General features: G+C 59.8%; 19 protein-coding genes. 11 read left to right on the top strand and 8 right to left on the bottom strand.

Annotation, left to right across the window (positions count from 1 at the left end; all coding sequences use genetic code 11):
* Positions 1-9: 9 nt before the first annotated feature.
* Together ppk2 and glmM are read left to right on the top strand one after the other, a co-directional pair.
* Complete coding sequence (gene ppk2 / locus RQ593_RS03360) at positions 10-1,077, top strand: polyphosphate kinase 2 (RefSeq protein ID WP_070687290.1); 1,068 nt, start codon at positions 10-12, stop codon at positions 1,075-1,077.
* A gap of 242 nt (positions 1,078-1,319) precedes the next feature.
* Positions 1,320-2,678: a phosphoglucosamine mutase gene (glmM, locus tag RQ593_RS03355; RefSeq protein WP_049327570.1), complete on the top strand. Its 1,359-nt coding sequence runs from the start codon at positions 1,320-1,322 to the stop codon at positions 2,676-2,678.
* A 174-nt stretch (positions 2,679-2,852) separates the two neighbouring features.
* On the opposite strand, the gene mscL is transcribed toward glmM, so the two are convergent.
* The 3 genes from mscL to coaA all read right to left on the bottom strand — a co-directional run bounded on the left by mscL (position 2,853) and on the right by coaA (position 5,555).
* Entirely contained in the window at positions 2,853-3,227 is a 375-nt protein-coding gene (gene mscL, locus RQ593_RS03350; protein WP_311449836.1) for a large conductance mechanosensitive channel protein MscL, read from the bottom strand.
* A gap of 293 nt (positions 3,228-3,520) precedes the next feature.
* Complete coding sequence (locus tag RQ593_RS03345; RefSeq protein ID WP_070666055.1) at positions 3,521-4,447, bottom strand: M15 family metallopeptidase; 927 nt, start codon at positions 4,445-4,447, stop codon at positions 3,521-3,523.
* A gap of 151 nt (positions 4,448-4,598) precedes the next feature.
* A complete protein-coding gene (gene coaA / locus RQ593_RS03340) occupies positions 4,599-5,555 on the bottom strand; it encodes a type I pantothenate kinase (RefSeq protein WP_005505041.1) in 957 nt (318 codons plus the stop codon).
* A 183-nt stretch (positions 5,556-5,738) separates the two neighbouring features.
* On the opposite strand from coaA, the gene glmS reads away from it, so the two are divergent.
* The 3 genes from glmS (at position 5,739) to RQ593_RS03325 (ending at position 9,981) form a co-directional block, all read left to right on the top strand.
* Positions 5,739-7,622: a glutamine--fructose-6-phosphate transaminase (isomerizing) gene (glmS, locus tag RQ593_RS03335; RefSeq protein ID WP_049338090.1), complete on the top strand. Its 1,884-nt coding sequence runs from the start codon at positions 5,739-5,741 to the stop codon at positions 7,620-7,622.
* A 265-nt stretch (positions 7,623-7,887) separates the two neighbouring features.
* A complete protein-coding gene (locus RQ593_RS03330; RefSeq protein ID WP_070831739.1) occupies positions 7,888-8,325 on the top strand; it encodes a holo-ACP synthase in 438 nt (145 codons plus the stop codon).
* 69 nt (positions 8,326-8,394) lie between these two features.
* On the top strand, positions 8,395-9,981 hold the full coding sequence (locus RQ593_RS03325; RefSeq protein ID WP_070831736.1) for a bifunctional ADP-dependent NAD(P)H-hydrate dehydratase/NAD(P)H-hydrate epimerase: 1,587 nt from the start codon (positions 8,395-8,397) through the stop codon (positions 9,979-9,981).
* A 226-nt stretch (positions 9,982-10,207) separates the two neighbouring features.
* Here RQ593_RS03325 and RQ593_RS03320 read toward each other — a convergent pair whose 3' ends face one another.
* The 3 genes from RQ593_RS03320 to RQ593_RS03310 form a co-directional block, all read right to left on the bottom strand.
* A complete protein-coding gene (locus RQ593_RS03320) occupies positions 10,208-11,689 on the bottom strand; it encodes a sugar transferase (protein ID WP_070642928.1) in 1,482 nt (493 codons plus the stop codon).
* A 506-nt stretch (positions 11,690-12,195) separates the two neighbouring features.
* Positions 12,196-12,978: a phosphatase gene (locus tag RQ593_RS03315; RefSeq protein WP_049346436.1), complete on the bottom strand. Its 783-nt coding sequence runs from the start codon at positions 12,976-12,978 to the stop codon at positions 12,196-12,198.
* A 28-nt stretch (positions 12,979-13,006) separates the two neighbouring features.
* Positions 13,007-14,269 carry a glycosyltransferase gene (locus RQ593_RS03310; protein WP_311449835.1) on the bottom strand — a complete coding sequence of 421 codons (1,263 nt, stop codon included), beginning with the start codon at positions 14,267-14,269 and terminating at the stop codon, positions 13,007-13,009.
* Between the two features lie 138 nt (positions 14,270-14,407).
* On the opposite strand from RQ593_RS03310, the gene alr reads away from it, so the two are divergent.
* The 5 genes from alr to tsaD all read left to right on the top strand — a co-directional run bounded on the left by alr (position 14,408) and on the right by tsaD (position 18,983).
* Positions 14,408-15,739 carry an alanine racemase gene (gene alr, locus RQ593_RS03305; protein ID WP_311449834.1) on the top strand — a complete coding sequence of 444 codons (1,332 nt, stop codon included), beginning with the start codon at positions 14,408-14,410 and terminating at the stop codon, positions 15,737-15,739.
* Positions 15,739-16,344, top strand: a complete 606-nt coding sequence (gene tsaE, locus RQ593_RS03300) for a tRNA (adenosine(37)-N6)-threonylcarbamoyltransferase complex ATPase subunit type 1 TsaE (RefSeq protein ID WP_311449833.1) — start codon at positions 15,739-15,741, stop codon at positions 16,342-16,344. Before alr ends, tsaE begins: the two co-directional genes overlap by 1 nt.
* Before the next feature lie 23 nt (positions 16,345-16,367).
* Positions 16,368-17,213 carry a tRNA (adenosine(37)-N6)-threonylcarbamoyltransferase complex dimerization subunit type 1 TsaB gene (gene tsaB, locus RQ593_RS03295; protein ID WP_311449832.1) on the top strand — a complete coding sequence of 282 codons (846 nt, stop codon included), beginning with the start codon at positions 16,368-16,370 and terminating at the stop codon, positions 17,211-17,213.
* Positions 17,214-17,738: a ribosomal protein S18-alanine N-acetyltransferase gene (gene rimI, locus RQ593_RS03290; protein ID WP_311449831.1), complete on the top strand. Its 525-nt coding sequence runs from the start codon at positions 17,214-17,216 to the stop codon at positions 17,736-17,738. It abuts the gene before it with no gap.
* A gap of 144 nt (positions 17,739-17,882) precedes the next feature.
* A complete protein-coding gene (gene tsaD / locus RQ593_RS03285) occupies positions 17,883-18,983 on the top strand; it encodes a tRNA (adenosine(37)-N6)-threonylcarbamoyltransferase complex transferase subunit TsaD (protein WP_311449830.1) in 1,101 nt (366 codons plus the stop codon).
* Between the two features lie 135 nt (positions 18,984-19,118).
* On the opposite strand, the gene RQ593_RS03280 is transcribed toward tsaD, so the two are convergent.
* Positions 19,119-20,267 carry a glutamate--cysteine ligase gene (locus RQ593_RS03280; protein WP_311449829.1) on the bottom strand — a complete coding sequence of 383 codons (1,149 nt, stop codon included), beginning with the start codon at positions 20,265-20,267 and terminating at the stop codon, positions 19,119-19,121.
* 319 nt (positions 20,268-20,586) lie between these two features.
* A complete protein-coding gene (locus tag RQ593_RS03275) occupies positions 20,587-22,047 on the bottom strand; it encodes a THUMP-like domain-containing protein (protein WP_311449828.1) in 1,461 nt (486 codons plus the stop codon).
* 226 nt (positions 22,048-22,273) lie between these two features.
* Here RQ593_RS03275 and groES point away from each other — a divergent pair, with 226 nt between their 5' ends.
* The gene (groES, locus tag RQ593_RS03270; protein WP_005505066.1) at positions 22,274-22,561 is read left to right on the top strand and encodes a co-chaperone GroES; all 288 of its coding nucleotides are present in this window, start codon (positions 22,274-22,276) and stop codon (positions 22,559-22,561) included.
* Positions 22,562-22,640: the final 79 nt, after the last annotated feature.

The following is a 22,640-nucleotide window of genomic DNA, read 5'->3' as shown; positions in this document are numbered from 1 at the left end:
AGAGTACTCATGGCAGAGCAGAATCCCTCCACCCAGCCCGAAGAGAAGGCAGTGGAGGCTCCTCAGACTGAAGCCCACCAGCACGCCGCTGGAGGCGCACACGCACACACCGGTTCTGAGAAGAAACAAGCCATCAAGGAAGCCCTGAAGCCCCAGGCACGCCGCACCTCCGTTGTCGAAGACTACTCGGCAGAGCTGGACGAAATGGCTTCCCTCACCCGCGCCCTCGGCAAGGACAAGAAGGACGACGAAACCTCGCAGGCATGGAAGAAGGGTTATCCCTACGACACCAAGCTCAGCCGTAAGGCATACGAGAAGGAAAAGCGTGCCCTGCAGATTGAGCTGCTGAAGCTGCAGCTCTGGGCTAAGTCCACCGGTCAGAAGATCCTCATCATCTTCGAAGGCCGTGACGCAGCAGGTAAGGGTGGCTCCATCAAGCGCTTCACCGAGCACCTGAACCCCCGTGGCGCTCGCGTTGTGGCACTGGAGAAGCCGACCGATATCGAGCAGACCCAGTGGTACTTCCAGCGTTACATCAAGCACCTGCCCTCCGGCGGCGAAATCGTCCTGATGGACCGCTCCTGGTACAACCGTGCCGGCGTTGAGCGCGTTATGGGCTACTGCACCCAGGCACAGTACTTCGAGTTCATGCGCGAAGTTCCGGACCTGGAGCGCATGCTGGTGAACTCCGGTATCCATATCATCAAGTTCTGGTTCTCCGTCACCCGCGAAGAGCAGCTCGCACGCTTCACCTCCCGCCGTACCGACCCGGTTCGCCAGTGGAAGCTTTCCCCCACCGACCTGGCATCCCTGGACAAGTGGGACGACTACACCGCGGCGAAGGAAGCAATGTTCTTCTACACCCACACCGGTGACGCCCCCTGGACCGTTATCAAGTCCAACGACAAGAAGCGCGCACGCCTGGAAGCAATGCGTTACGTGCTCTCCCAGTTCGACTACCCCTCCAAGGATGAGGCAGTTGTGGGCGAGCTCGATTCGCTGATTGTCCGCTCCGCATCCGACGTCTTCGAGGACGAGTCCGGCGACTCGCCCGACGGTTTCCCGGTCGTTAAGTAAGCGTTGATAGGTAGGGGAGAGCAACAACTCAACCCTGCGGCGATATAACCGCCAAACAGCGTGCACTATAAAGGCGCCTGCTTCTCTTTTCCCGCTCTGGGAACAGAGAGCAGGCGCCTTTGCGTGTTTGCAGAAACATTAGCTATGAAGCACATATGTAGCCGCTGAAAATCACTTTCTGATTCTGAAGAAAATGCAGTGTATACGCCTGAGGAGAGTTATGCACATCGTAAAATAAAAGGGTGACTGAACGACTTTTTGGAACCGACGGCGTACGCGGTCTGGCAAACGATGTAATTACTCCCGCCCTGGCTATGGAGCTCGCGCAGGCGGCCTCTATTGTGCTGGGCTTTGACACGGTAGAAGAGGGCGTACGCCCCCGTGCCGTGATCGCAAATGACTCCCGATCCTCTGCAGACTTTATTGTCTCTGCGATGAAGGCTGGCTTCGCTAGCGCAGGTGTTGACGTGCTGGACGCCGGCATTGTCCCCACCCCCGCAGCAGCTTACCTGGTGGCACACACCGGTGCTGACTTCGGCGTGATGATTTCTGCATCGCACAACCCGGCAGCGGACAACGGCATTAAGTTCCTGGCACGTGGCGGCCAGAAGCTGGAAGACTCCGTTGAGGACGCCATTGAACGCGTTTATCGCGAGAAGTCCTTCCGCTACCCGACCGGTGGTGCTGTGGGTACCGTCAAGCCCCTGGAGAACGGTACCGAGGCTTACGTGAAGCACCTGGTCTCCACCCTGCCCGAAGGCAAGCCCCTTGCCGGCATGAAGATTGTTCTGGACTGCGCAAACGGTGCGGCATACGCAGCATCTCCCGCAGCCTTCGAAGCGTTGGGTGCAGAGGTTATCGCACTGGCTGTAGAGCCCAACGGCACCAACATCAACGACGGCGTGGGCTCCACCCACCCCGAGAAGCTGCAGGCAGCAGTCGTTGAGCACGGCGCGGACCTCGGCATCGCCCACGACGGCGACTCCGACCGTTGCCAGGCAGTTGACGAAAAGGGCAACCTGGTAGACGGCGACCAGATTATGGCTATCCTTGCTGTTGCTGCTAAGCGCGAAGGCAAGCTCGCAAAGGACACCCTCGTCGCAACCGTGATGAGCAGCCTGGGCCTGGAGCTGTACCTGCGCGAGCACGGCATTACCCTCGGCCGCACCGCTGTGGGTGACCGCTACGTCCTCGAGTCTATGCGCGAGCACGGCTACAACCTCGGCGGCGAGCAGTCCGGCCACGTTATCATGAGCGACTACGCAACCACCGGTGACGGCGTTCTGACCGGCATCCAGCTGGCTGCAGAGGTGGCTCGTAGCGGTCAGACCCTCTCGGAGCTGGCATCCCGCATGCAGCCCACCCCGCAGCGCCTGATCAACGTCAAGGGCGTTGACCGTGCGGCGGTCAAGACCAACGAGGCGCTCGCTACCGCTGTGAGCGAGGCTGAAGGCGTACTGGGTGAGAGCGGCCGCGTGCTGTTGCGTGCATCCGGTACTGAGCCTCTGGTTCGCGTGATGGTTGAGGCTGCAACCCAGGAGCAGGCTGATGAGGTTGCTCAGCAGCTGGCTGACGTCGTGGCTAAGGAATTGGCACTCTAAACGTATTCTTCCGGTGCGAAGACCGGAATGGAGGATAGAGAAAGGGCTGGGAAGGTGTTACCTTCCCAGCCCTTCTTCGTTATCTTAGGCGGGCGTAGGGGATAAGGATGCGGAAAACCCCCGTATCCACGGGGGATGCGGGGGTTTGAAGGTTAGTGGTAGAGAGCAGAGAAATTACTTCTTTGCCAGAGCGTCGCGGATCTCCTTCAGGAGTGCGATCTCGGTCTCTTCCTCTTCTTCCTCTTCCTCAGCCTTGTTCTTTGCAGCCAGCTCGGTCAGCTTCTGAACGGGCACAACAACTGCGAAGTACACAGCAGCTGAGATCAGGATGAAGTTGACAACAGCGGTCAGGAACACGCCAACCTTGATCTGGTCGAAGACCAGGAATTCATCGAAGTTGGGGGACTTAACCAGCATGGAGATAGCCGGCATCAGGACGGACTGGACAAGTGCGTTCACCACAGCGGTGAAGGCGGTACCCATGATCAGACCAACTGCGAGGTCGATGACGTTACCGCGGATCAGAAAATCTTTAAAACCCTTAAGCATGAGATATAGAATAACGCCTTTTAGGTGTTCAAAAAGCAGTATCTTGAGAAAATTTTCGTTGTAAAGCATGTGTTTTTCTTCACAGTAGTTCTGTGGTGCCCAATACTTAAGGTCTAGGTCACATAAAGTATGAGTAAGAATCTCTGAAACCTGCGAAAAACCGCGGATTTACGGGGTGTGTGCGCGAAAAAATATGCATCTACTGTGCCTATTTATTCCCGGTACGAAACCTAGAAATACGACACACATCACCGCTTAGCGCACCTGGCAAAGCTGAAAGCTTAGCCCAGAGCCTAGCTCGCACTTGCATAATCGGGTGCCGCACCCGTACCGATAAACTCCTCAAAAGTCTTCGCACCCGAAGACACATACTCCTGAGCAATCTGCACACCCACATAACGGTAATGCCACGGCTCAAAACGATAACCGGTCACCGACTGACGACCATCAGGGAAACGCAAAATATATCCGTAACGCGGAGCATTCTTCGCCAACCACTGACCAGCCAGCGTATCGCGGTAACACTCCTCCAAGCGGCAACCTTCAGGAGAGGCAAAATCAATCGCCAAACCCGTCTGATGCTCCGAATAGCCGGGACGCGCAGACAACTGGTCCGCTACCTGCTGACCGTTCACCGAAACCCAATACTGATAGGTCTGCTGCTGCACCGCATACGAACGATACGCGCTAGAAACAAGCAGAGTCACGCCGTCGGTCGCCGCCGCATCAATCATCGTGTCCGCCGCCTTAGCCGCCTCAGCACGCAATTGATGACCGTAGAACTCCACCAGGTCACTCGGCTCCCAGTCCTGTTGCTCAAAGGGGCGCATCTTATTTACGAGGCAACGCAACGAGTCCGGCTGAGACTCAACACTAGGCTGAGCAAGAGCCAACGGGGTAGAAGACGCGCTCGCAGAAGTCGAAGCGCTGGCAGAAGCACCGGTTGCAGAAGCAACAGGGGAGGGCGCGGCAGAAGAGGCTGCCGCAGTGGAAGAGACACTAGAAGAAGCCGCCGAAGCCGTCGCAGACTCAGAGGCAGAAGCGCTCGCTGCAGAAGATGACGAGGCGGCACCCTGACCCTGCGAGCCACCCTGCGAACCACAAGCCGCCAATAGTGCGGTACCGCCAACCCCCAAAGCGGCACCCAAGAGGGTGCGGCGGTTTACCGCAGAACCATTAAGAGACTCCTGAGCGGTAGACGTACGGTGCAGAGACAACACAATAACTCCTCATCATGGCGTAGATGCAAACAAAAAGCGCCGGAAGCCTAAACCCACCCAGCGAGGGAGTGGAGCCTCCGGCGCCTTCTACTAGAATGCACCACAATACCGGCTAAAAGCCGCACACGAACACTAAAAACCTAAAGAACCTCTAGTTCTTACGCAGAAGAACCTGCTCCACGGTATGCTCGGCACCCTTCTGCAGAATTAAATGCGCACGAGCACGAGTCGGCAAAACATTCTGCACCAGATTAGGCTCATTCACGCTCTTCCAAATGCCGGTCGCTACCTCAACCGCCTGCTCATCGCTCAGCTCCGCATAACGCTTGAAATACGACTCCGGATTCGCAAAAGCCGAAGAACGCAGCGTCAAGAAACGATTCACATACCAGCGCTCAATATCCTCAGTGCGGGCATCCACATAAATAGAGAAATCAAAGAAATCACTCAGCGTCAGATCGGAAGTCTCCGGACCCTCAGCCTGAGAAGGCGCCAAAACATTCAAACCCTCAAGAATCAGAACATCCGGTGCGGTGACCTCAATATGCTCATCCGGCATGATGTCGTAATACAGATGCGAATACTTCGGCGCCACCACACGCTCGGCACCGGACTTCACCTGCGACACAAAGTTCAACAGGGCACGGCGATCATAAGACTCCGGGAAACCCTTACGGTGCATAATGCCGCGACGCTGAAGCTCCGCATTCGGGTACAAGAAACCATCCGTAGTCACCAACTGAACCTTCGGAGTCGAAGGCCAGCGGCTCAAAAGAGCCTGCAAAATACGAGCCGTCGTCGACTTGCCCACAGCAACAGAACCCGCCACACCAATAATGAACGGGACGCGACGCTGAGACACATGCAGAAAATCATTCGTCATATGGTTCAGCGAGGATGCGGCAGTTACATACAGATTAAGAAGGCGAGAAACCGGCAGATAAATACGCTGCACCTCTTCAAGGTCGACAGTTTCACCCAGGCCTCGAAGAGACTCAATTTCCTCAGCACTGAGGGGGACAGAAATCTCATCGGCTAGGTGCGACCAACGGGAACGGTCAAGATGCATGAAGCGGTCATCGCCAGAAAAATACGGTGCGGTGCTCATTTATCTAAGTGTACGAACTTTCAGCCCGCGGGGAAAATATCTACTCTCATGGTTTGTGCGAAGAAATAAATTGATGGAAAGAAAAGGGTAAAACCTGAAAAGCTAGGAAAGCCACATTAAACGTGACGCATAACGGTATTTCACCGTGCACATATTCGGATACTTGTGGGATAAACTTATAGCATGTGTGGAATCGTAGGATATGTAGGTCTGGACACTGCTCCGGACGGTAACAAGTTTGACCACAACGCATACGATGTGGTCCTCGAAGGTCTGCGCCGTCAGGAATACCGCGGCTATGACTCTGCTGGCGTGGCACTCGTGTGCCCCGACGGCATCGTATTCCGTAAGAAGGCTGGTAAGCTCCTGAACCTTGAGAACGAGGTCAAGGAACACCCCCTGCCTGACTCCCAGATTGGTATCGGTCACACCCGTTGGGCAACCCACGGTGGACCCACTGACAACAACGCTCACCCCCACGTTGTCGACAACGGTCGCCTCGCCGTCGTACACAACGGTATTATCGAAAACTTCGCAGAACTGCGTGCCGAACTGCTCGCCGAAGGCGTAGAGTTCGCATCTCAGACCGACACCGAGGTAGCTGCAGCAACCATCGCAAGCATCTACAACAAGCTCGGCACCGGTGACCTCACCGAGGCAGTACGCGTAGCATCCAACCGCCTCGAAGGTGCATTCACCATCCTGGCTATCCACGCCGACCACCCGGACCGCGTTGTGGCAACCCGCCGCAACTCCCCGCTGGTTATCGGCCTGGGCGAGAACGAGAACTTCCTCGGCTCTGACGTCTCCGCGTTCATTGACTACACCAAGGAAGCCGTCGAAATGGGTCAGGACCAGATCGTGACCATCACCGGCACTGACTACTCCATCATCGACTTCGAAGGTAACCCCGCAGAGGGCAAGCCGTTCCACATCGAATGGGACGCAGCAGCAGCCGAAAAGGGCGGCTACAACTCCTTCATGGAGAAGGAAATCCACGAGCAGCCCGCAGCCGTTGAGCAGACCCTCATGGGCCGCCTTGACGAGAACGGCAACCTCACCCTCGACGAGCTGAACATCGACGACTCGGTGCTGCGCTCGATTGACAAGATCATCGTTGTTGCATGTGGTACCGCAGCATACGCAGGCCAGGTGGCACGCTACGCCATCGAGCACTGGTGCCGCATCCCCACCGAGGTCGAGCTCGCACACGAGTTCCGCTACCGCGACCCCATCGTGAACGAGAAGACCCTCATCGTGGCACTCTCGCAGTCCGGCGAAACCATGGACACCCTGATGGCAGTGCGCCACGCACGCGAACAGGGCGCAAAGGTTATCTCCATCTGCAACACCCACGGCTCGACCCTGCCCCGTGAATCCGACGCTGCCCTGTACACCCACGCGGGCCCCGAAATCGCAGTGGCATCCACCAAGGCATTCCTGGCACAGATCACCGCAGCATACCTGCTCGGCCTGTACCTGGCACAGCTGCGCGGCAACAAGTACAAGGACGAAATCGCTTCGATCCTCGCCGAGCTGCAGAACATGCCCGCAAAGATTCAGAAGGTCATCGACAACGACACCCAGGTCAAGGAACTGGGCGTCGAAATGAAGGATGCCTCCTCCGTGATCTTCCTCGGCCGCCATGTGGGCTTCCCCGTCGCAATGGAAGGCGCACTCAAGCTCAAGGAAATCACCTACATCCACGCTGAAGGCTTCGCAGCAGGCGAGCTCAAGCACGGCCCCATCGCGCTGATCGATGAAGGCCAGCCGGTCATCGTAGTGGTTCCCTCCGCAAACGGTCGCGACTCCCTGCACGGCAAGGTCGTCTCCAACATCCAGGAAGTGCGCGCTCGCGGCGCCTTCACCATCGTCATCGCCGAGGAAGGCGACGAGGCCGTCAAGCCCTACGCAGACCGCCTCATCACCGTCCCGGCATGCCCCTCGCTGTTGCAGCCCCTGCTGGCAACTGTGCCCTTGCAGATCTTCGCATGCGCACTGGCAGAAGCTAAGGGCCTGGACGTTGACCAGCCGCGTAACCTCGCAAAGTCCGTGACCGTGGAGTAATCCTTAGGAGTAATCCTCGGAAATCGCCTCAGCGATAACGAAAGGGCGGTGGTTGAGTTCTTAGAGAACTCGACCACCGCCCTTGTCGTTTAACCACTCGGTTATTCATGGATGGTCCAACAAAAATAGGACACTGTGAAACAGGCATCAACCGGGCGTCATATTTGACGGTAAACCGCCCAAAAGAAACGAATCTCGCTAGACTTAAAACAAGAGAAACCGCAAACAGGACGCGGCACCACCCCTAGCGCAGAAGGTGAAGCTCATGATCATGGGAATCGGCGTAGATACCGTCAACATCGAACGATTCGAACGAATCGTCACCGAAACACCAGCCTTCGTTCGCCGCGTCTTTACCCCCAACGAACGCACCCGGAACGTGCGCTCCCAAGCCGTACGATTTGCTGCCAAAGAAGCCGTCGCAAAAGTACTCGGAGCACCCGCCGGACTCAACTGGCAAGACTGCGAAGTCGCCACCGCCGAAAGCGGTCAGCCCTACCTCATCATTCAGGGCACCATCGCCCGCCGAGCCAAAGAACTTGGCATCAACCGCATTCACCTCTCGCTGACCCACGACGAACCCATGGCCATCGCCATTGCAACCGCCGAATACCTCAGCGATGCAGAACTGGCGCACCTGCAAAAGTTCAACCCCGAAAGCTACCGACTCAGCGTCATCGCCGGTGACGACACCGAGGACTAACGCAGAGCCACACCAACACCACACCAGGTGACCCCTAAGGCCCGCACGGTGCCACCCAAGGAGACAGCAATGAAGCTCATCTACACTGCTTCCCAGGTACGCGAAGCAGAAAAGCCCTACATCGAAGCCGCCGACTACGACGGCTACCTCATGCAACGTGCCGCAGATGCCGTCGCGGCCGAAGCACAGGACCTGCTCCGCGGCAAGGACAATGCCAAAATCCTGTTGCTCATCGGTCCGGGCAACAACGGCGCAGACACCATCTACGCCGGCGCCCGCCTCAGCGCCAAAGGCCACCGCGTTGATGCCGTCATCTTTGACCCCAGCGAAAAGAACCTCGAACTCATCGCCCGAGAAGGCGGCGAAGGCACCCGCGTACTCGACCCCGAACACACCCTCGAACACCTTACCGGCTACGACCTGACCATTGACGGCATCCTCGGTACCGGCTCCAGCGGTGCCGTACGCGGTAGCGCCGGCGAATACCTGGGCGTACTCCGTGCAGCGCAGCTCGACGGTAAGCTCGGCGCAGTCCTTGCCGTAGACACCCCCTCCGGAGTCGACAACAACCGCGGAACCGTGCACGAACCCTCCCTGCGCGCCGATCGCACCGTCACCTTCATCGGCCACAAGCTACCGGCAGGCACCTGCCACAGCGTCCACTCCGGAGACATCAAACTCTACGACCTGGGCGTTCCCGAAGCCCTCAACTCCCACAAGCCTGCCCTGCGCGTCCTCGAGCGCGAAGACTACCGCGAGCTTATCGAAGTACCCGACGAACACTCCCACAAGTACACCCGCGGCGTACTCGGCATGCTCACCGGAAGCCTCGAATACCCCGGCGCAGCCCTCATGAGCGTGCGTGCCGCTCTCAACACCGGCGTGGGTATGGTTCGCTTCAACGCCAACTCCCACGAGCTGCGCCAGCTCATGATCGCCCACAACCCCGAAACCGTCTACTTCAGCGGCGCACCCGCCCTGCAGAGGGTCACCGTCTGGGCAGGCGGCTCAGGATCCAGCCACGACTCGCTGGATAAGAACCGCTACCTGCTCCACTCGCCCGAACCCGCCATCCTCGACGCGGGCGCCTGCGACCTGGCGGCAGAATACATGGCAACCGGCAAGCACCTCGGCTCCCATAAGATTCTCACCCCGCACGCGGCAGAACTCGAACGCTTCCTGCGCATCGTGCACGAGCTCGCCCCCGAAACCTGGACAAAGCACCTGGGCGACGCCATCGTACCCAGCCGCAAGGACATCGACGCAGAGCCCTTCCGATGGGCCCGCGCCGCCTCCGAACTCTCCGGCGCCACCGTCATGCTCAAGGGCGGCTACACGCTCATCGCGGCGCCCAACGGCGCCACCTACAGCGTTGCTGGCGGAAGCCCCTGGCTCGCCACCGCAGGCAGCGGAGACACCCTCACCGGCATCTACGGAGCACTGCTCGCCCAGACCGTAGCAGCCTTCGATGCTCGCGGAGAAGCGCTGGAAGGCTGCACCTTCGCCTCCATCGGTGCGCTCGCCGTCTACCTGCACGGCGAAGCCGCACGCGCCAGCGCCACCGGAAGCGTCAAGGACGCCCGGCCCGGCCCGGCACCCGCAACCCGCGTCGCGGAGATGCTCCCCGAAGTTATCGCCCGACTCATCGCAGAATAGGGGAGCGGGAACAAAGCTAGCACACTGAAGCTCTGACACTCGTCTCAAGACGAAGAGAAAAGCCCCCAGACACCCTGGGTATGCAGAAGGGGCGTGAATCCATCGGAAATGGATTCACGCCCCTTCAACGCGTTTACATCAATGCACGATACCGAGCTGCCTGTGCCGGGACAGCATCACTAAAAACCGGCATACGCATCGGCGGGAGAAACTCCCACCATCTTTCTTAGTACGCGCCTTCCTTAGCGAAAACCGCACGGACAGTACGCAGAAGAATAATGAAGTCACCGGTAAGCGACCAGTTCTCAACATAGTAGAGATCCAGACGAACCGACTCCTCCCAAGAGAGGTCACTACGACCCGAAACCTGCCACAGGCCGGTAATACCCGGCTTCACCAGAAGGCGGCGGTACGCAATATCTTCGTACTGCTCAACTTCCTCAACCAGCGGAGGACGCGGACCCACCAGCGACATATCGCCAATGAACACGTTCCACAGCTGAGGCAGCTCATCAATCGAGTACTTACGGATGAACTTACCGATGGGGGTAATACGCGGGTCGTCCTTCATCTTGAAGAGCACGCCGTTACCCTCGTTCTGCTCCATGAGGCGCTTCTTAACCTCTTCAGCATCAGTACGCATCGAACGGAACTTCACCATCTTGAAAAGCTCACCGTTCAGACCCACACGGTTCTGAAGGAAGAAGACCGGGCCGCCATCACGCTTAACCAGCAGAGCAACCACCAGGAACAGCGGAGAGAGCAGAATCAAACCCAGACCCGAGGACACAACGTCCACGGCGCGCTTGAAGAACGCCGACAGACCGGTAATACGCGGAGTCGACACGTGCACCAGCGGCAGACCGTTCAGCGGCTGCATGTGCATACGCGGACCAGCAATATCGGTCGTAGCCGGAGCCATAATCAGCGAAATATGCGCATCCGCCAGCTTCCAACCCAGCAGACGAACCTGGTCCGGGCTCAAATGGTGGCCATTCGTAACAGCGACCATGTGAATATCGTTCTCGCGGATAGCTTCCATAATGTCAGCCGGAGAAGTGCTGTAACCAAGCACCGGAATCGGCGCACCAGCAACAGTAGTACCGGGAGTGAAACCGGGCAGGTAGAACGCAGCGGGGGACAGACCGGAAGCAACCACATCCTTCAAATTCTTGTACAGGTGCTGACCGGTCGTCACATCAGAAATAATCATGACGCGAGTCAGCGCGCGACCGCGAGTACGCGAACGCACCAGGCCCTGACGAATAACCCAACGCTCCATCAGCAGGAAGAACAGGCCCAGCGGATAAGCAATCAGCAGGTACATGCGGGTGACGTCAACCTTGAGGAAGAACGCCACAATAATCAGCAGACAGAAGAAATAAGTACTGCCGCGAGTAATGAGGCGGTACTCCTCAGTACCGAAACCCATAATGCGCAGGCTACGGGAGCCATTCACCTGGAGAATAAACCACCAGCCAATGGTCAGGCCAATACCCAAGAAGATATAGTCCATCGCGGGTACGCGGCCATCGAGAACATTAATAGGCCAAACGTTCACATAGGGCAGGTCAGCATTTTCCCACCCGAAACGAATCAGATGCGCAGCGACAACCGCAACAGCAATGGCGAAAAAATCGCCAAAGTAAAGGGCGCGCTGAACCTTGGGATGCCAGCTTCGCTTGATAACGAAGTCTGAACCCCACATTTTTTTAAGACGATCTTGTACTTTCAACGGTGTAATCTTCCCCGGAAATTTGTCCTGTATTGCGGACTGAGAGCGGCGAATAGGCACATTTACCCCTAATTATCGGTGTAAGGGAGACGTGTCCTAGTCTTTGTCCTGATGAATGAGTGAACCCTTAATCTTGCTGAGTGAATAATGGCAGAGACTACGGCAAAGGCGCTGGTAAGACGCCTAGTGGAGCGTTATATGAGCCCGCTGAGCGCATAAACGTGTTCCGTAAACTATTCTACGGGGTCGGGGGTCTTCCGTCTCGAAGAATGAAGAGGCAAAGTCGCTCCGGTGTGATGAAATCAATCACAGAAAAATAAGAGAATAAGAGCCTCCGGGAAGAATGCCTAGTGGAGCTAAGAAACTCCCAAAATTACCGGTATGTTTCACGCATCTGCAGAAAAACAATAACCGGCATATAAAAAGACAAATCCCGGAGTCTCAATAACAAGCCCTACGCACACGGCGTAAAAGGGACATTAAGGGCGCTCAAGCCCCGCACGATCCAAAATGAAATCAATCATCGGTTCATAACGGCGCGGCGGAACGTTATCGTCCATCGGCACACACACCGGCAAATCTCCCTGCTCAGCCGCAACAAACAGACCGGGATCATTACAATCCGCAATGCCAATCGTCAGCAGCTTACGAGTAGACGCCGCATAACCACCCATACCGTGATCCGAAACCACCAGATCCGGGGTCACGCCACGCGCCTCCAGCTGATCCAAAGCGATGCGCATCGGGCCGGGGAAATGTGTATGCTGCAGGTTGCCGTACTGCTCAAACATCACGACATCCATAATCTGGCGGACGTCGCCGTCGAGGAAACGCTCGCCCTCCTCAATCTGAAGAACCTCAGCACCCGCAGCCTTCGCCGCTGCAGCCATTACCGCGTAAATGGGGAACAGGCCCGCCGGGTGACCGGTCGCAAACAGGATGCGGGAACCGGCACGCACCGCCTCGCCGAAGATACGGGCGTACTCCTCCAGGGCGCTGATGCACTGCTCGGCACCAATCGTGTCCTGACCGTGAGTATGCGAACGGTCCGGGTTCAGACCCGCACGGCGGACCATCACCTCAAACACCGAATCGTAATCCCACTCGCGGGTCCACTGAACACCAAACTCAAGGTGCTCATTGCCATCCAGGAAACCCTGAATATGGTCCAGATTATTCTCGCGCGGGGTCGCCACCTCGCCGGTAATACGCACCGAATCCAGGTATGCGGCGAACTCATCGCGGCTCATGGAGAAAGACATTAAAACTCCTCATGACGTGAAAAATACATTACTGCGAGATACCTTCACGTACCTCGGCATAAGCTTCTAGGGTCTTACGCGCCGTCTGGTCCCAACCCATCGTGCGGGCACGCGCCGCAGCGTTCGCGCCCAACGAGTGGCGCAGATACGGGGCACGCACCAGACGCTCAATAGCCGCAGCCCAACGCTGCGGAGTACGAGGAGCCACCAGCAGGCCCGTACGGTGGTTCTCCACCGCATAGCGCAGACCGTCAGCATCCGTAGCGAGCACTGCCGCGCCGCACGCCTGCGCTTCCAGAGCCACCAACCCGAACGTTTCAGATGAGGACGGGGACGCCACAATATCGGCAGCGCGGAAAATATTCGCCAACTCAGACGCCGGAACCGGGTCCTTCAAATGCACCCGATCTGCCACACCCAGCTCAGTTGCACGCTGCAGCAGGCGGCGCTCATAATCCGAATCGGAACGACCAATAATATCCACGTCCACCCGCAAATCATCGGGGAGTAGCGCGAGCGCCTCCACCAGCAGATGCGGGCCCTTCAACGGCTGAGGCCTACCGGCAAACACAATGCGGCAACGAGTCTCCGAGGTGTCATTGAGCGGATGCACGCCAGGAATCGTATGGAAAATCGAGGTGTCAACACCCGGGGGGATAATGGCAAGCTTCTGCGCGTCCGTACCGTAGTACTCGCCCATCTGCTGCGCCTCCAGGGGAGTGTTCACAATGACCCGGCTCGCGGAGCTACTCATCAGGTACTCAGCGCGGTAGCGTTCCTCGGGTTCGGGTGCCTCGCCTTCGCCGCGGCGCGCATCCTTGGTGGCAGCCGTTGTGTGGGGAGTAAAGAGAACAGGAACGGGGGAGCCGGCACCCTTCGCCGACCACAGCTCGGATGCGCGAGCCGCCGCCTGACCCGACAGCCAGTAGTGGGCGTGAATAATATCCGGGGTGTACAGCGCCTGCTCCACGCACGCCTGCGCAAAATCATCGGTGACCGTAGCCAGCTCATTCTTCGAAAGACCACGGGCGGAGGGCAGATCAAGACTGTGGCGCACAAGGCGCTCGCCGGGCTGAGGAGGCTGACGGAACGGCGAATCAGCCGGAAGCGCCTCACCGCGGTCCAGGGTGAAAACCTCAACCCGCAGCTCGGGATCCAGCTCCAGCATGGCATGCACCGACCGGGCAATATAGACGTTCATGCCGCCTGCATCTCCGCTACCGGGCTGCGCAAAAGGGTCGGTGTGCATGGAATACACGTGAACCGTCCGAACCGGCGGCAGAGTGCTCATCGATGCTTTCCTCTCTAAAGGGGTACCTGACCTAGTGTAGCGCGACAGGACTTTCGCACAGCGGGAGGTCTAGAATTTAGTAGAAGAGAGGCTGCTCAAGCACAGCCTGTAGTACCCGCCCGTCAGAAACGAAGGACCATGACTCACCCTCAGCAGCCTGCCGAACCGCTTTACTGCCCGCCCTGCACTCCCGGCCAGGTGGAACGTAGCGCCACGATTGACCTTGACGCGCTGGAACATAACGTGCGCCGCCTCAAGGAACTCATTGGTGACCGCATGCTCATTGCCGTGATTAAGGCGGATGCGTACGGTCACGGCGCGTACCCGGTGGCACGTTCAGCTATTGCTGCCGGTGCCGACCTGCTGGGCGTGGTGCACGTGAACGAGGCCCTGGAACTGCGTGCTGACGGTATTGACGCGCCGCTCATGGCGTGGCTGCACACCCCCTCCACCGACTTTGATGCGGCACTGCAGGAGAAGATTCGTCTGGGCGTTTCCGGCTGGGACCTGGAGGCGGTAGCCGCCGCCGCTGAACGCACCGGCGAGCGCGCTATCGTGCATCTGAAGGCTGATACCGGTCTGGGTCGTAACGGCGCCACCGCGGCGGATTGGCCTGCGCTGGTCGCTCGTGCCGCTTCTCTCGAGGAGTCCGGTCTGATTACGGTTGAAGGTATTTTTAGCCACCTGGCGGTTGCTGATGAGCCGACCCGCGCCGAGACTGCACAGCAGCTCGACACCCTGGATACTTTTGTGGCTCAGGCTCGTGAGGCCGGCCTGGACCCGAAGATGGTGCATCTGGCGAACTCTCCGGCTACCCTGACCGCCTCGATGGAGGGTTGGGATGCGGAGGAGCGTCTGCTCGGTGACGGCGTGCGTTGCGGCCTGGCGCTCTACGGCCTCTCCCCGCTGCCGGAGGTCACCGCTGAGGACCTGGGCCTAAAGCCCGTCATGACGGTGGGTAGCTACATTGCCGCTGTGAAGGAAGTTCCTGCAGGTCAGGGTGTTTCCTACGGTCTGCGCTACCACACCGAAAAGCCGACCACCCTGGCGTTGGTGCCGCTCGGCTACGCTGACGGTGTGCCGCGCATTGCGGAGAACGCGCCGGTGCGCATCTACCCGGGCGCGCAGAACGCACAGAATGCACAGAATGCGGAGGACGGCTCCGCGCCTAACAACGCGGAGGGTAAGACCTACCGTGTGGTGGGCCGCATCGCCATGGACCAGATGGTCGTTGACCTGGGCGAACCCGGCCTGAGCGACCCTGCCCTGGGTTACCTGGGTGCCCCCGCCATCCTTTTTGGTGCCGGTGAGAACCCGCCCGTGGAAGAGTGGGCGGACGCCGCGCAGACCATTAACTATGAAATCGTGACCCGCATTTCGCCCCGTGTGGAGCGTCTCTATGTTGGCGGCTCCTGGGTTGAAGCTGAACTGAACGAGCTGTGGGGCACCGGTTGGGAGCAGGAGGGCTAATGAGCACTGAGTACATTTCTACCGCCCTCGACCTGGATGTGACCGGCCCCGACCATACCCGCCGCCTGGCGCTCACCCTGGCGCAGCATCTGAACGCCGGGGACGTGCTGTTGCTTTCGGGCGAGCTCGGCGCGGGTAAGACCACGTTCACCCGCTCCCTGGGTGAAGGCCTGGGCGTGCGCGAAGGCGTGATCTCACCGACTTTCGTGCTCTCGCGCGTGCACCCGAACCTGCCGGACGGCCCCCGCCCCGGTGGCCCCGACCTGGTGCACGTGGACGCCTACCGCCTCTCCAGTGCCGAAGAGCTCGATGACCTGGACCTGGAGTTCTCCCTGCCGCGCTCGGTGACCGTCATCGAGTGGGGCCGCGATAAGGCTGAGCACCTGAGCGATTCCCGCCTGGAGCTGGACTTCACCCGCCTGACCGGCGCGGATGCGCGCTTCGCCTACTCGGGTGCCGAAGAGTTCAGCTGGGACGACGAAGACGAAGACGAAAGTGACGAGGATGCGGACACCCCAGAACCTCGCCTGCTGCGGGTGCGCGCCTTCGGCCCCCGCTGGGAGCACGCTTTCGACGCCCTGAAAGAGGCCCTGCAGAGCGCCTAGAGCCCGCGCGTTAGAATGATAGGGTGCTAGTACTTGCCCTTGATTCATCCGCCACCGCATCTGTGGCGCTCGCCCGTGTGCACGGCTCCGAAGCCGGTGCGTCCTTCGAAATCCTCGCCCGCTACGAGAGTGAAGATACCCGCTCCCACGCTGAGGTCATGGGTCCCTACGCGCAGGCTGCCCTGCAGGACGCTGGCGTGCGCGGCGAAGATTTGGATGCGATTCTGACCGGTACCGGCCCGGGACCTTTTACGGGTCTGCGTGCCGGTATCGTTACTGCGCGCGCTCTGGGTTTTGCCTGGTCGGTGCCGGTGTACGGCATGATGAGCCTGACCGCCCTGGCTGAGCGCGCTGTGTCTGGTGTGGTTGCCGGTGAAGCTGGTGCAGCTGCTGGTGAAGAAAACGCAGAACGAGCGTTCGCTTCTGCGGATCTTGTCGAAGGTGCTGAGCTGCTCGTGCTCTCCGATGCGCGCCGCCGCGAAGTCTACTCCGCCCGCTACCGTGTGAACGCCGAAGGCTACAGCCTGGTGGACGGCCCGAACGTATGCCCCGCCTCCGAAATTCTGCCCGGTGGGGCTCCCTCCTACGCCTACGGCTACGGTGCCGGCCTATACTCCGAAACTCTCGAAGAGCACGGCTGGACCATCGTCGATTCTGCCCGCGAGGTTCACCCCCACGCCGAGTACCTGGTTGCCGCCGCGGCACGCCTGGGCGTAGAGAACCTGAGCGAGGACACCTCCGCCCAGTACCTGCGCGACTCGGACGCAAAGGTCCCCGCCGCAATGCTCGCCCGCCAGCAGAAGCAGGCAGCTACTCAGGGTTCCGCCGCGCAGACTGCCGCGCATGAAACCGGGCAGAAGGAGAGCTAAATGAGCGCTACCGAAAATATCGTGCGAGATGACCTGGCGCTGAATAATCTGGCTCTGGGCGCCCGCCTGCGCATTGCCGAACTTGCCGATGTGCAGGCCATGCACCGCATGGAAACCACCCTGTTTCCCGCCGACGCCTGGCACATCGACATGTTCCTCGAAGAGCTGACCCACCCGACCCGCGCCTACTACATGCTCGAATTGCCTGCAGAAGGTTCGGAAGATAACGAGGGCAGCTGGCGTGCTATCGGCTACTGCGGAATCATGGTCGTAGCCGACACCGCTGACGTTCAAACCATCGGCGTGCTCCCCGAGTACGAGGGCCGCGGCTTCGGCCGCGCCATGCTCGAGCAGATGCACGAGCGCGCCCGCGAGCAGGGTGCCGAGCGCATCCTTCTGGAGGTGCGTGCCGACAACCCGCGCGCCCAGCGCCTCTACGAACGCAACGGCTACCGTGCGATTCACGTACGCCGCGGCTACTACGATGACGGAACCGACGCCATCATTATGGAATGCGCGTTCTAAATACTCCGCTGGGCTAAACGGTACTCCCCGCAGCAGGGGTAAGCTTCCGCCGCCCTCTACAACGCAGTATCCCTACATCACAGCATCCCTACATCACTGCAACTAGAAGCACTACGCGCAGACAGCGCAACAGAAAGACGAACTATGAGCACTCGTGAACCCCTCGTTCTGGGCATCGAATCCTCCTGCGATGAGACCGGTATCGGCATTGTGCGCGGTGCACAGCTGCTCAGCAACACCATCTCCTCCTCCATGGAAGAGCATGTGCGCTTTGGCGGCGTGATCCCCGAAATCGCCTCCCGCGCCCACCTGGACGCCATGATTCCCGCCCTCAAAGCGGCACTCGCCGAAGCAGACATCACCCTCGATCAGGTGGACGCTATCGCCGTCACCGCGGGCCCCGGCCTGGCTGGCGCACTCATGGTCGGTGTCTCCGCGGCGAAGGCGCTCGCTATTGCCACCGGCAAGCCCCTCTACGGCATTAACCACCTGGTCGCCCACGTTGGCGTTGGTCTGCTTGAGGATAACGGCACCGAGGACGGCTCCGACCTGCTGGCGAATGCCGGTTCCGGTGGCCTGGGTGCGCTGCTGGTTTCTGGCGGTCATACCGAAATCCTGCAGGTGCGCGACATTACCTCCGACGTGCGTCTGCTCGGCGCGACCCTCGATGATGCCGCAGGCGAGGCCTACGACAAGGTCGCCCGCCTGCTCGGCCTCAACTACCCGGGCGGCCCCGCGATTGACCGCGCCGCCGCCGATGGTAACCGCAACGCCTTCGTGTTCCCGCGCGGCCTGTCGAACCGCAAGTTCATGGGCACCGCCGAGGAACCCGGCGCGCACCGCTACGATTTCTCCTTCTCCGGCCTGAAGACCGCCGTGGCGCGCGTGATTGAAAGCTTCGAAGCGGCCGGTGAAGAGGTCCCGGTTGCCGATATTGCCGCGTCCTTCCAGGAGGCAGTCGTGGACGTCATCACCAAGAAGGCGATGCTTGCCTGCCGCGAGCAGGGCATGAAGACCCTGCTGCTCGGCGGTGGCGTGGCGGCTAACTCGCGCCTGCGTGAGTTGCTTGCCGCCCGATGCGCCTCCGAGGGGGTGCGCCTGATTATCCCGAAGTTCACCCTGTGCACCGATAACGGCGCGATGGTTGCGGCACTGGGTGCCCGCCTGGTTGCCGCCGGCCGTGAGCCCTCGGGCGTGGACTTCAGGACGGACTCCTCGCTGCCCGTGACCACCGTTTGTTTCTAAACGGCAATGCGAGCGCGTTGAGGCGGCTTGCCTCGAAAATGCTCATGAAATACTCATAGAAATGCCTCGGCACAGTCTGACGAAGGACTGCGCCGAGGCATTTCTGTATTCAAACCTGGGGTGCGGGGGGCGGCTCTAGCGCAGCGCTCGCGCACGGGACTGCGCGGCAACATCCAGCGCCACCTCACGCAGAGAGCCGGTCTTCTCAAAGACCGCACGCTGACGATCCGCACCCGTACCCTCTGCGAGGATGCGGCGTACCTGCGCCAGCTCTACCTCGCAGTCAAGGTCGCGTGCCACCGGCTCCAGCTTGGGCAGAAGCAGCTCAAAATCTTCACGCAGGGTACGCTGCACCGGCTCGTTAGAGACCACGATCTTAGCTTCCAGGCCGTAGCGGGCAACGCGCCACTTATTCTCCTGCGCGTGCCAGGGGGCGAGCACCTCAACGCTTTCACCCGCCTCAATCTGGCGGGAGAAGTACTCCACCAGGCACTGCGTGAACGCCACGATTGCCGCAACATCCGGCAGGGACGCGAGGCCATCGCAATAGCGCATTTCAATGGTGCCGTAACGCGGAACCGGGCGAACATCCCAACGGTCCTCGCTCGGGTCGTTGATCACGTCGGTCGCCACGAGTGATTCCAGGTACTCGCTGTACTGCTCCCAGGTGTCAAAGTGGAAGGGCAGACCGTTCGTGGGCAGCTGCTGGTAAAGCTGGGTGCGGTGCGAAGCGTAACCGGTATCGATTCCGTCCCAGTAGGGGGAAGAGCACGAAAGCGCCAGCAGGTGCGGCCCGTAGTTGGTCAGCGCGTCAATAAGCGGCAGAACCTTATCGCGGGAATCAACACCCACGTGCACGTGCACACCGTAAATGACCATGTGGCGGCCCCAATACTGGGCGCGCTCAACCACACGCTGGTAGCGTTCCTTCGCCACAACCGGCTGGTCAGCCCAGTGGGAGAAGGGGTGAGTGCCGGCGGGGTAGAACTCAATGCCGAGCTCATCGGTGATGTCGCGCAGGGTATCCGTCAAATCCTGCAGCTGACGGCACGCCTCAGCGACGGTGCGGCAGATGCCGGTCACCACCTCGACGGTGTTCTCCAGGAACTCGCCGGTCATATGCGCCCGGTCGGAGGCGGGTTCGAGCAGCTCGGGGCGGCGCTCGCGCAGGATGGATAGCACCTCGCTGGCGCGCTGGGTCAGTGCGCCGCTTTCACGGTCGATGAGCGCAATCTCCCATTCCACGCCGAGAGTGGACTGCGGGGAGGTAGCAAAGTCGATCATATTGCCTTTCCTGCGTCTGGAAATAGGGTCGTGCATGGTGCCGACTATGGAAGTTATTATCGGTGGGCTCTGCCCGGCTGTGCGCTAACTGGTGAGAGCCGGATCCTTGGGGAGTGCCTCTACTAGGCCGCGTATCTTTGATCGGGCACAGTGTCTTTATCAGGCACAGTATCTAGTGTACGGTCTTGCGGTGCCCGGTGCCCTGTCGAGTGCAGAATCCGGAACGGAAACGTCATGAATCGTCACGAACGGTAACCCGTCCTCGGGGCTGGGTCGTCAGCACTGGGCAGTCAGGGATGGGTAGTTAGGGGTGGTGAGGTTAGAGCGGGCGCACGTGCCAGCCGACGCGGCGTGAATCCCTGCCCGAACCGATGCGGGTAAAGACCAGCGTTGCCGGACGGTAGGTAGGCTCCTGTGCACCCGAAGAAGAATTAGCATTCTTTTTCTGTTTCTTTTTGGAAGGCTTAGAACCCGCAGAACCCAGCAGACGCGCACGCAATTGCTCCGGAACAATATCCACGCCACGCTTCTTAATCGTCAGCGCCGTAAAGCCCTGCTCACGCACCCAACGCTTCAGCTGCTTCTCCTGCAGGGGAATCTCCTCCAGCACCTCGTAGCAGGCAACCAGCGGATGCTCCACCGGCTCGGCAGAACATAGGTACGCCAGGTGCTCATCCAGCAGATGCGCGCCAATACTCTGCGCAAACTCAGCGACCAGATGCGAGCGCACAATTGCCGGGGCGGGCTCCAACAGGTATTCACCCGGCTGTGGCAAGGATGCCGGAACGTCAACGCTCTGCTCCGCCTCTTCCGCCGTCAGGGAGCTGCGGAAGCTCACCGCCTTATAGGGAGGTAGTAGGGCGCTGGTTTTGTTGGAGTCTTCGGTGGAGCTTTCGTTGGAGCTTTCACCGAGACAGGCTTCTTCAGCGGGCAGCTCACGCACCGAGGTTGCCGTGCGAGCCACCCCCTCCTGAGCCAGTGCGTTAAACCAGAGCACCAACTCGGCGAGGGACCCCTCCGACTGGATCCACTCCGCCTCAACGCGCGGGTTGGGGTTTGCCTCCGACGCAATATCTTCGGGCGAGGGGATGCCCTCATGCGGAAAACCGGGACCCAACTTCACGCCCATCGGTACGCCAGTGCGCGCCAGATTCAGCACGAACGAGAACGGGGGAGAGAACGCCTCCGGATCAAAAAGGCGCTCCGTCTGAGCCTTCTTCGCACCGCGCAACTCGCGGCGTGCCGGGTCCATCCACACAATGCCCACCGGTTCACCGGCGGCGTCCAGAAGTTCACCGTGCACGTAGTCGGTCACATCCCCCGAATACACGCGCGCCTGCGGGCAAAACTCAAGGTTCTTCGCCGCAAAAGAAGCCGTCAGCGGATCCAACTCCACCGCAACCACGGCACCGCGATCAGCCGCATACACGGCAGAATCCGAGGCGATACCGCAACCCAAATCAGCCACCGTGCCGCCAACCGGGCGCAGACGCTGAGCGCGATAATGCGCAATCACCGGGCGGGTCGCCTGCTCCGCCGCCTCCTGAGTGAGCATGAGGGTGCGGGCGCGCTCGCCGAACTTGGCGCGCGCACGGGTACGAGCCTGCGCCAGCGAAATAATCTGTGCAGACTCCTCGGGGCTAAAACCTCGCGAACGCAAAGAAGTAACGGCGCTGAGCGTATCCGAGCCCAGCGGGTAGAGCTCATCGGCTGCCGCGAGCGCTTCGGCGCTGAACGGAAGCTTGGCGGCGGGAGTAAAAGGGGATGCGGGAATAGGCATGCTCCTCATTTTACGGGGTGCCGATTTTGGCAGGTGGGAAGCCCAATCTGCTCGGCTTTTTGCTCAGCGTTCGCCTTGCGGTGAAACACCCCGGCGCAGGGGCGCTTTTCTTGACCGAAAGCACAGGTGAAACTAGAGTTGAGGTAGCACTCGAGACAGTCATCGGGCGCGCCACTGCGCCACTGTCTCGCATCAAACGTAAATCCACAACTCGGAGGAACCGATTATGGCTATCAAGCCCCTGGAAGACCGCGTCGTTATCAAGATCGAGCAGGCTGAGCAGACCACCGCATCCGGTCTGGTCATCCCCGAAACTGCGAAGGAAAAGCCGCAGGAAGCACGCGTTGTCGCCGTTGGCCCGGGCCGCGTGGATGAGAAGGGCAACCGCATTCCCGTAGACATCAAGGAAGGCGACGTTGTCGTGTTCTCCCGCTACGGTGGCACCGAGGTTAAGTACCAGGGCGAAGAGTACCTGATTCTCTCCGCACGCGACGTTCTGGCAATCGTCGACTAATACTTTCAGATGCTCATGCGCCGTACCGCTCATCCGGTACGGCGCATGAGCTATCATCTGCCCCTTAAAAATTTTCTTT

Source organism: uncultured Rothia sp., from assembly GCF_963507905.1.
In the GTDB taxonomy this organism is placed as follows: domain Bacteria; phylum Actinomycetota; class Actinomycetes; order Actinomycetales; family Micrococcaceae; genus Rothia.
Note: the sequence above shows the minus strand (reverse complement) of the source record. Positions and strands in the feature narration are given on the sequence as shown.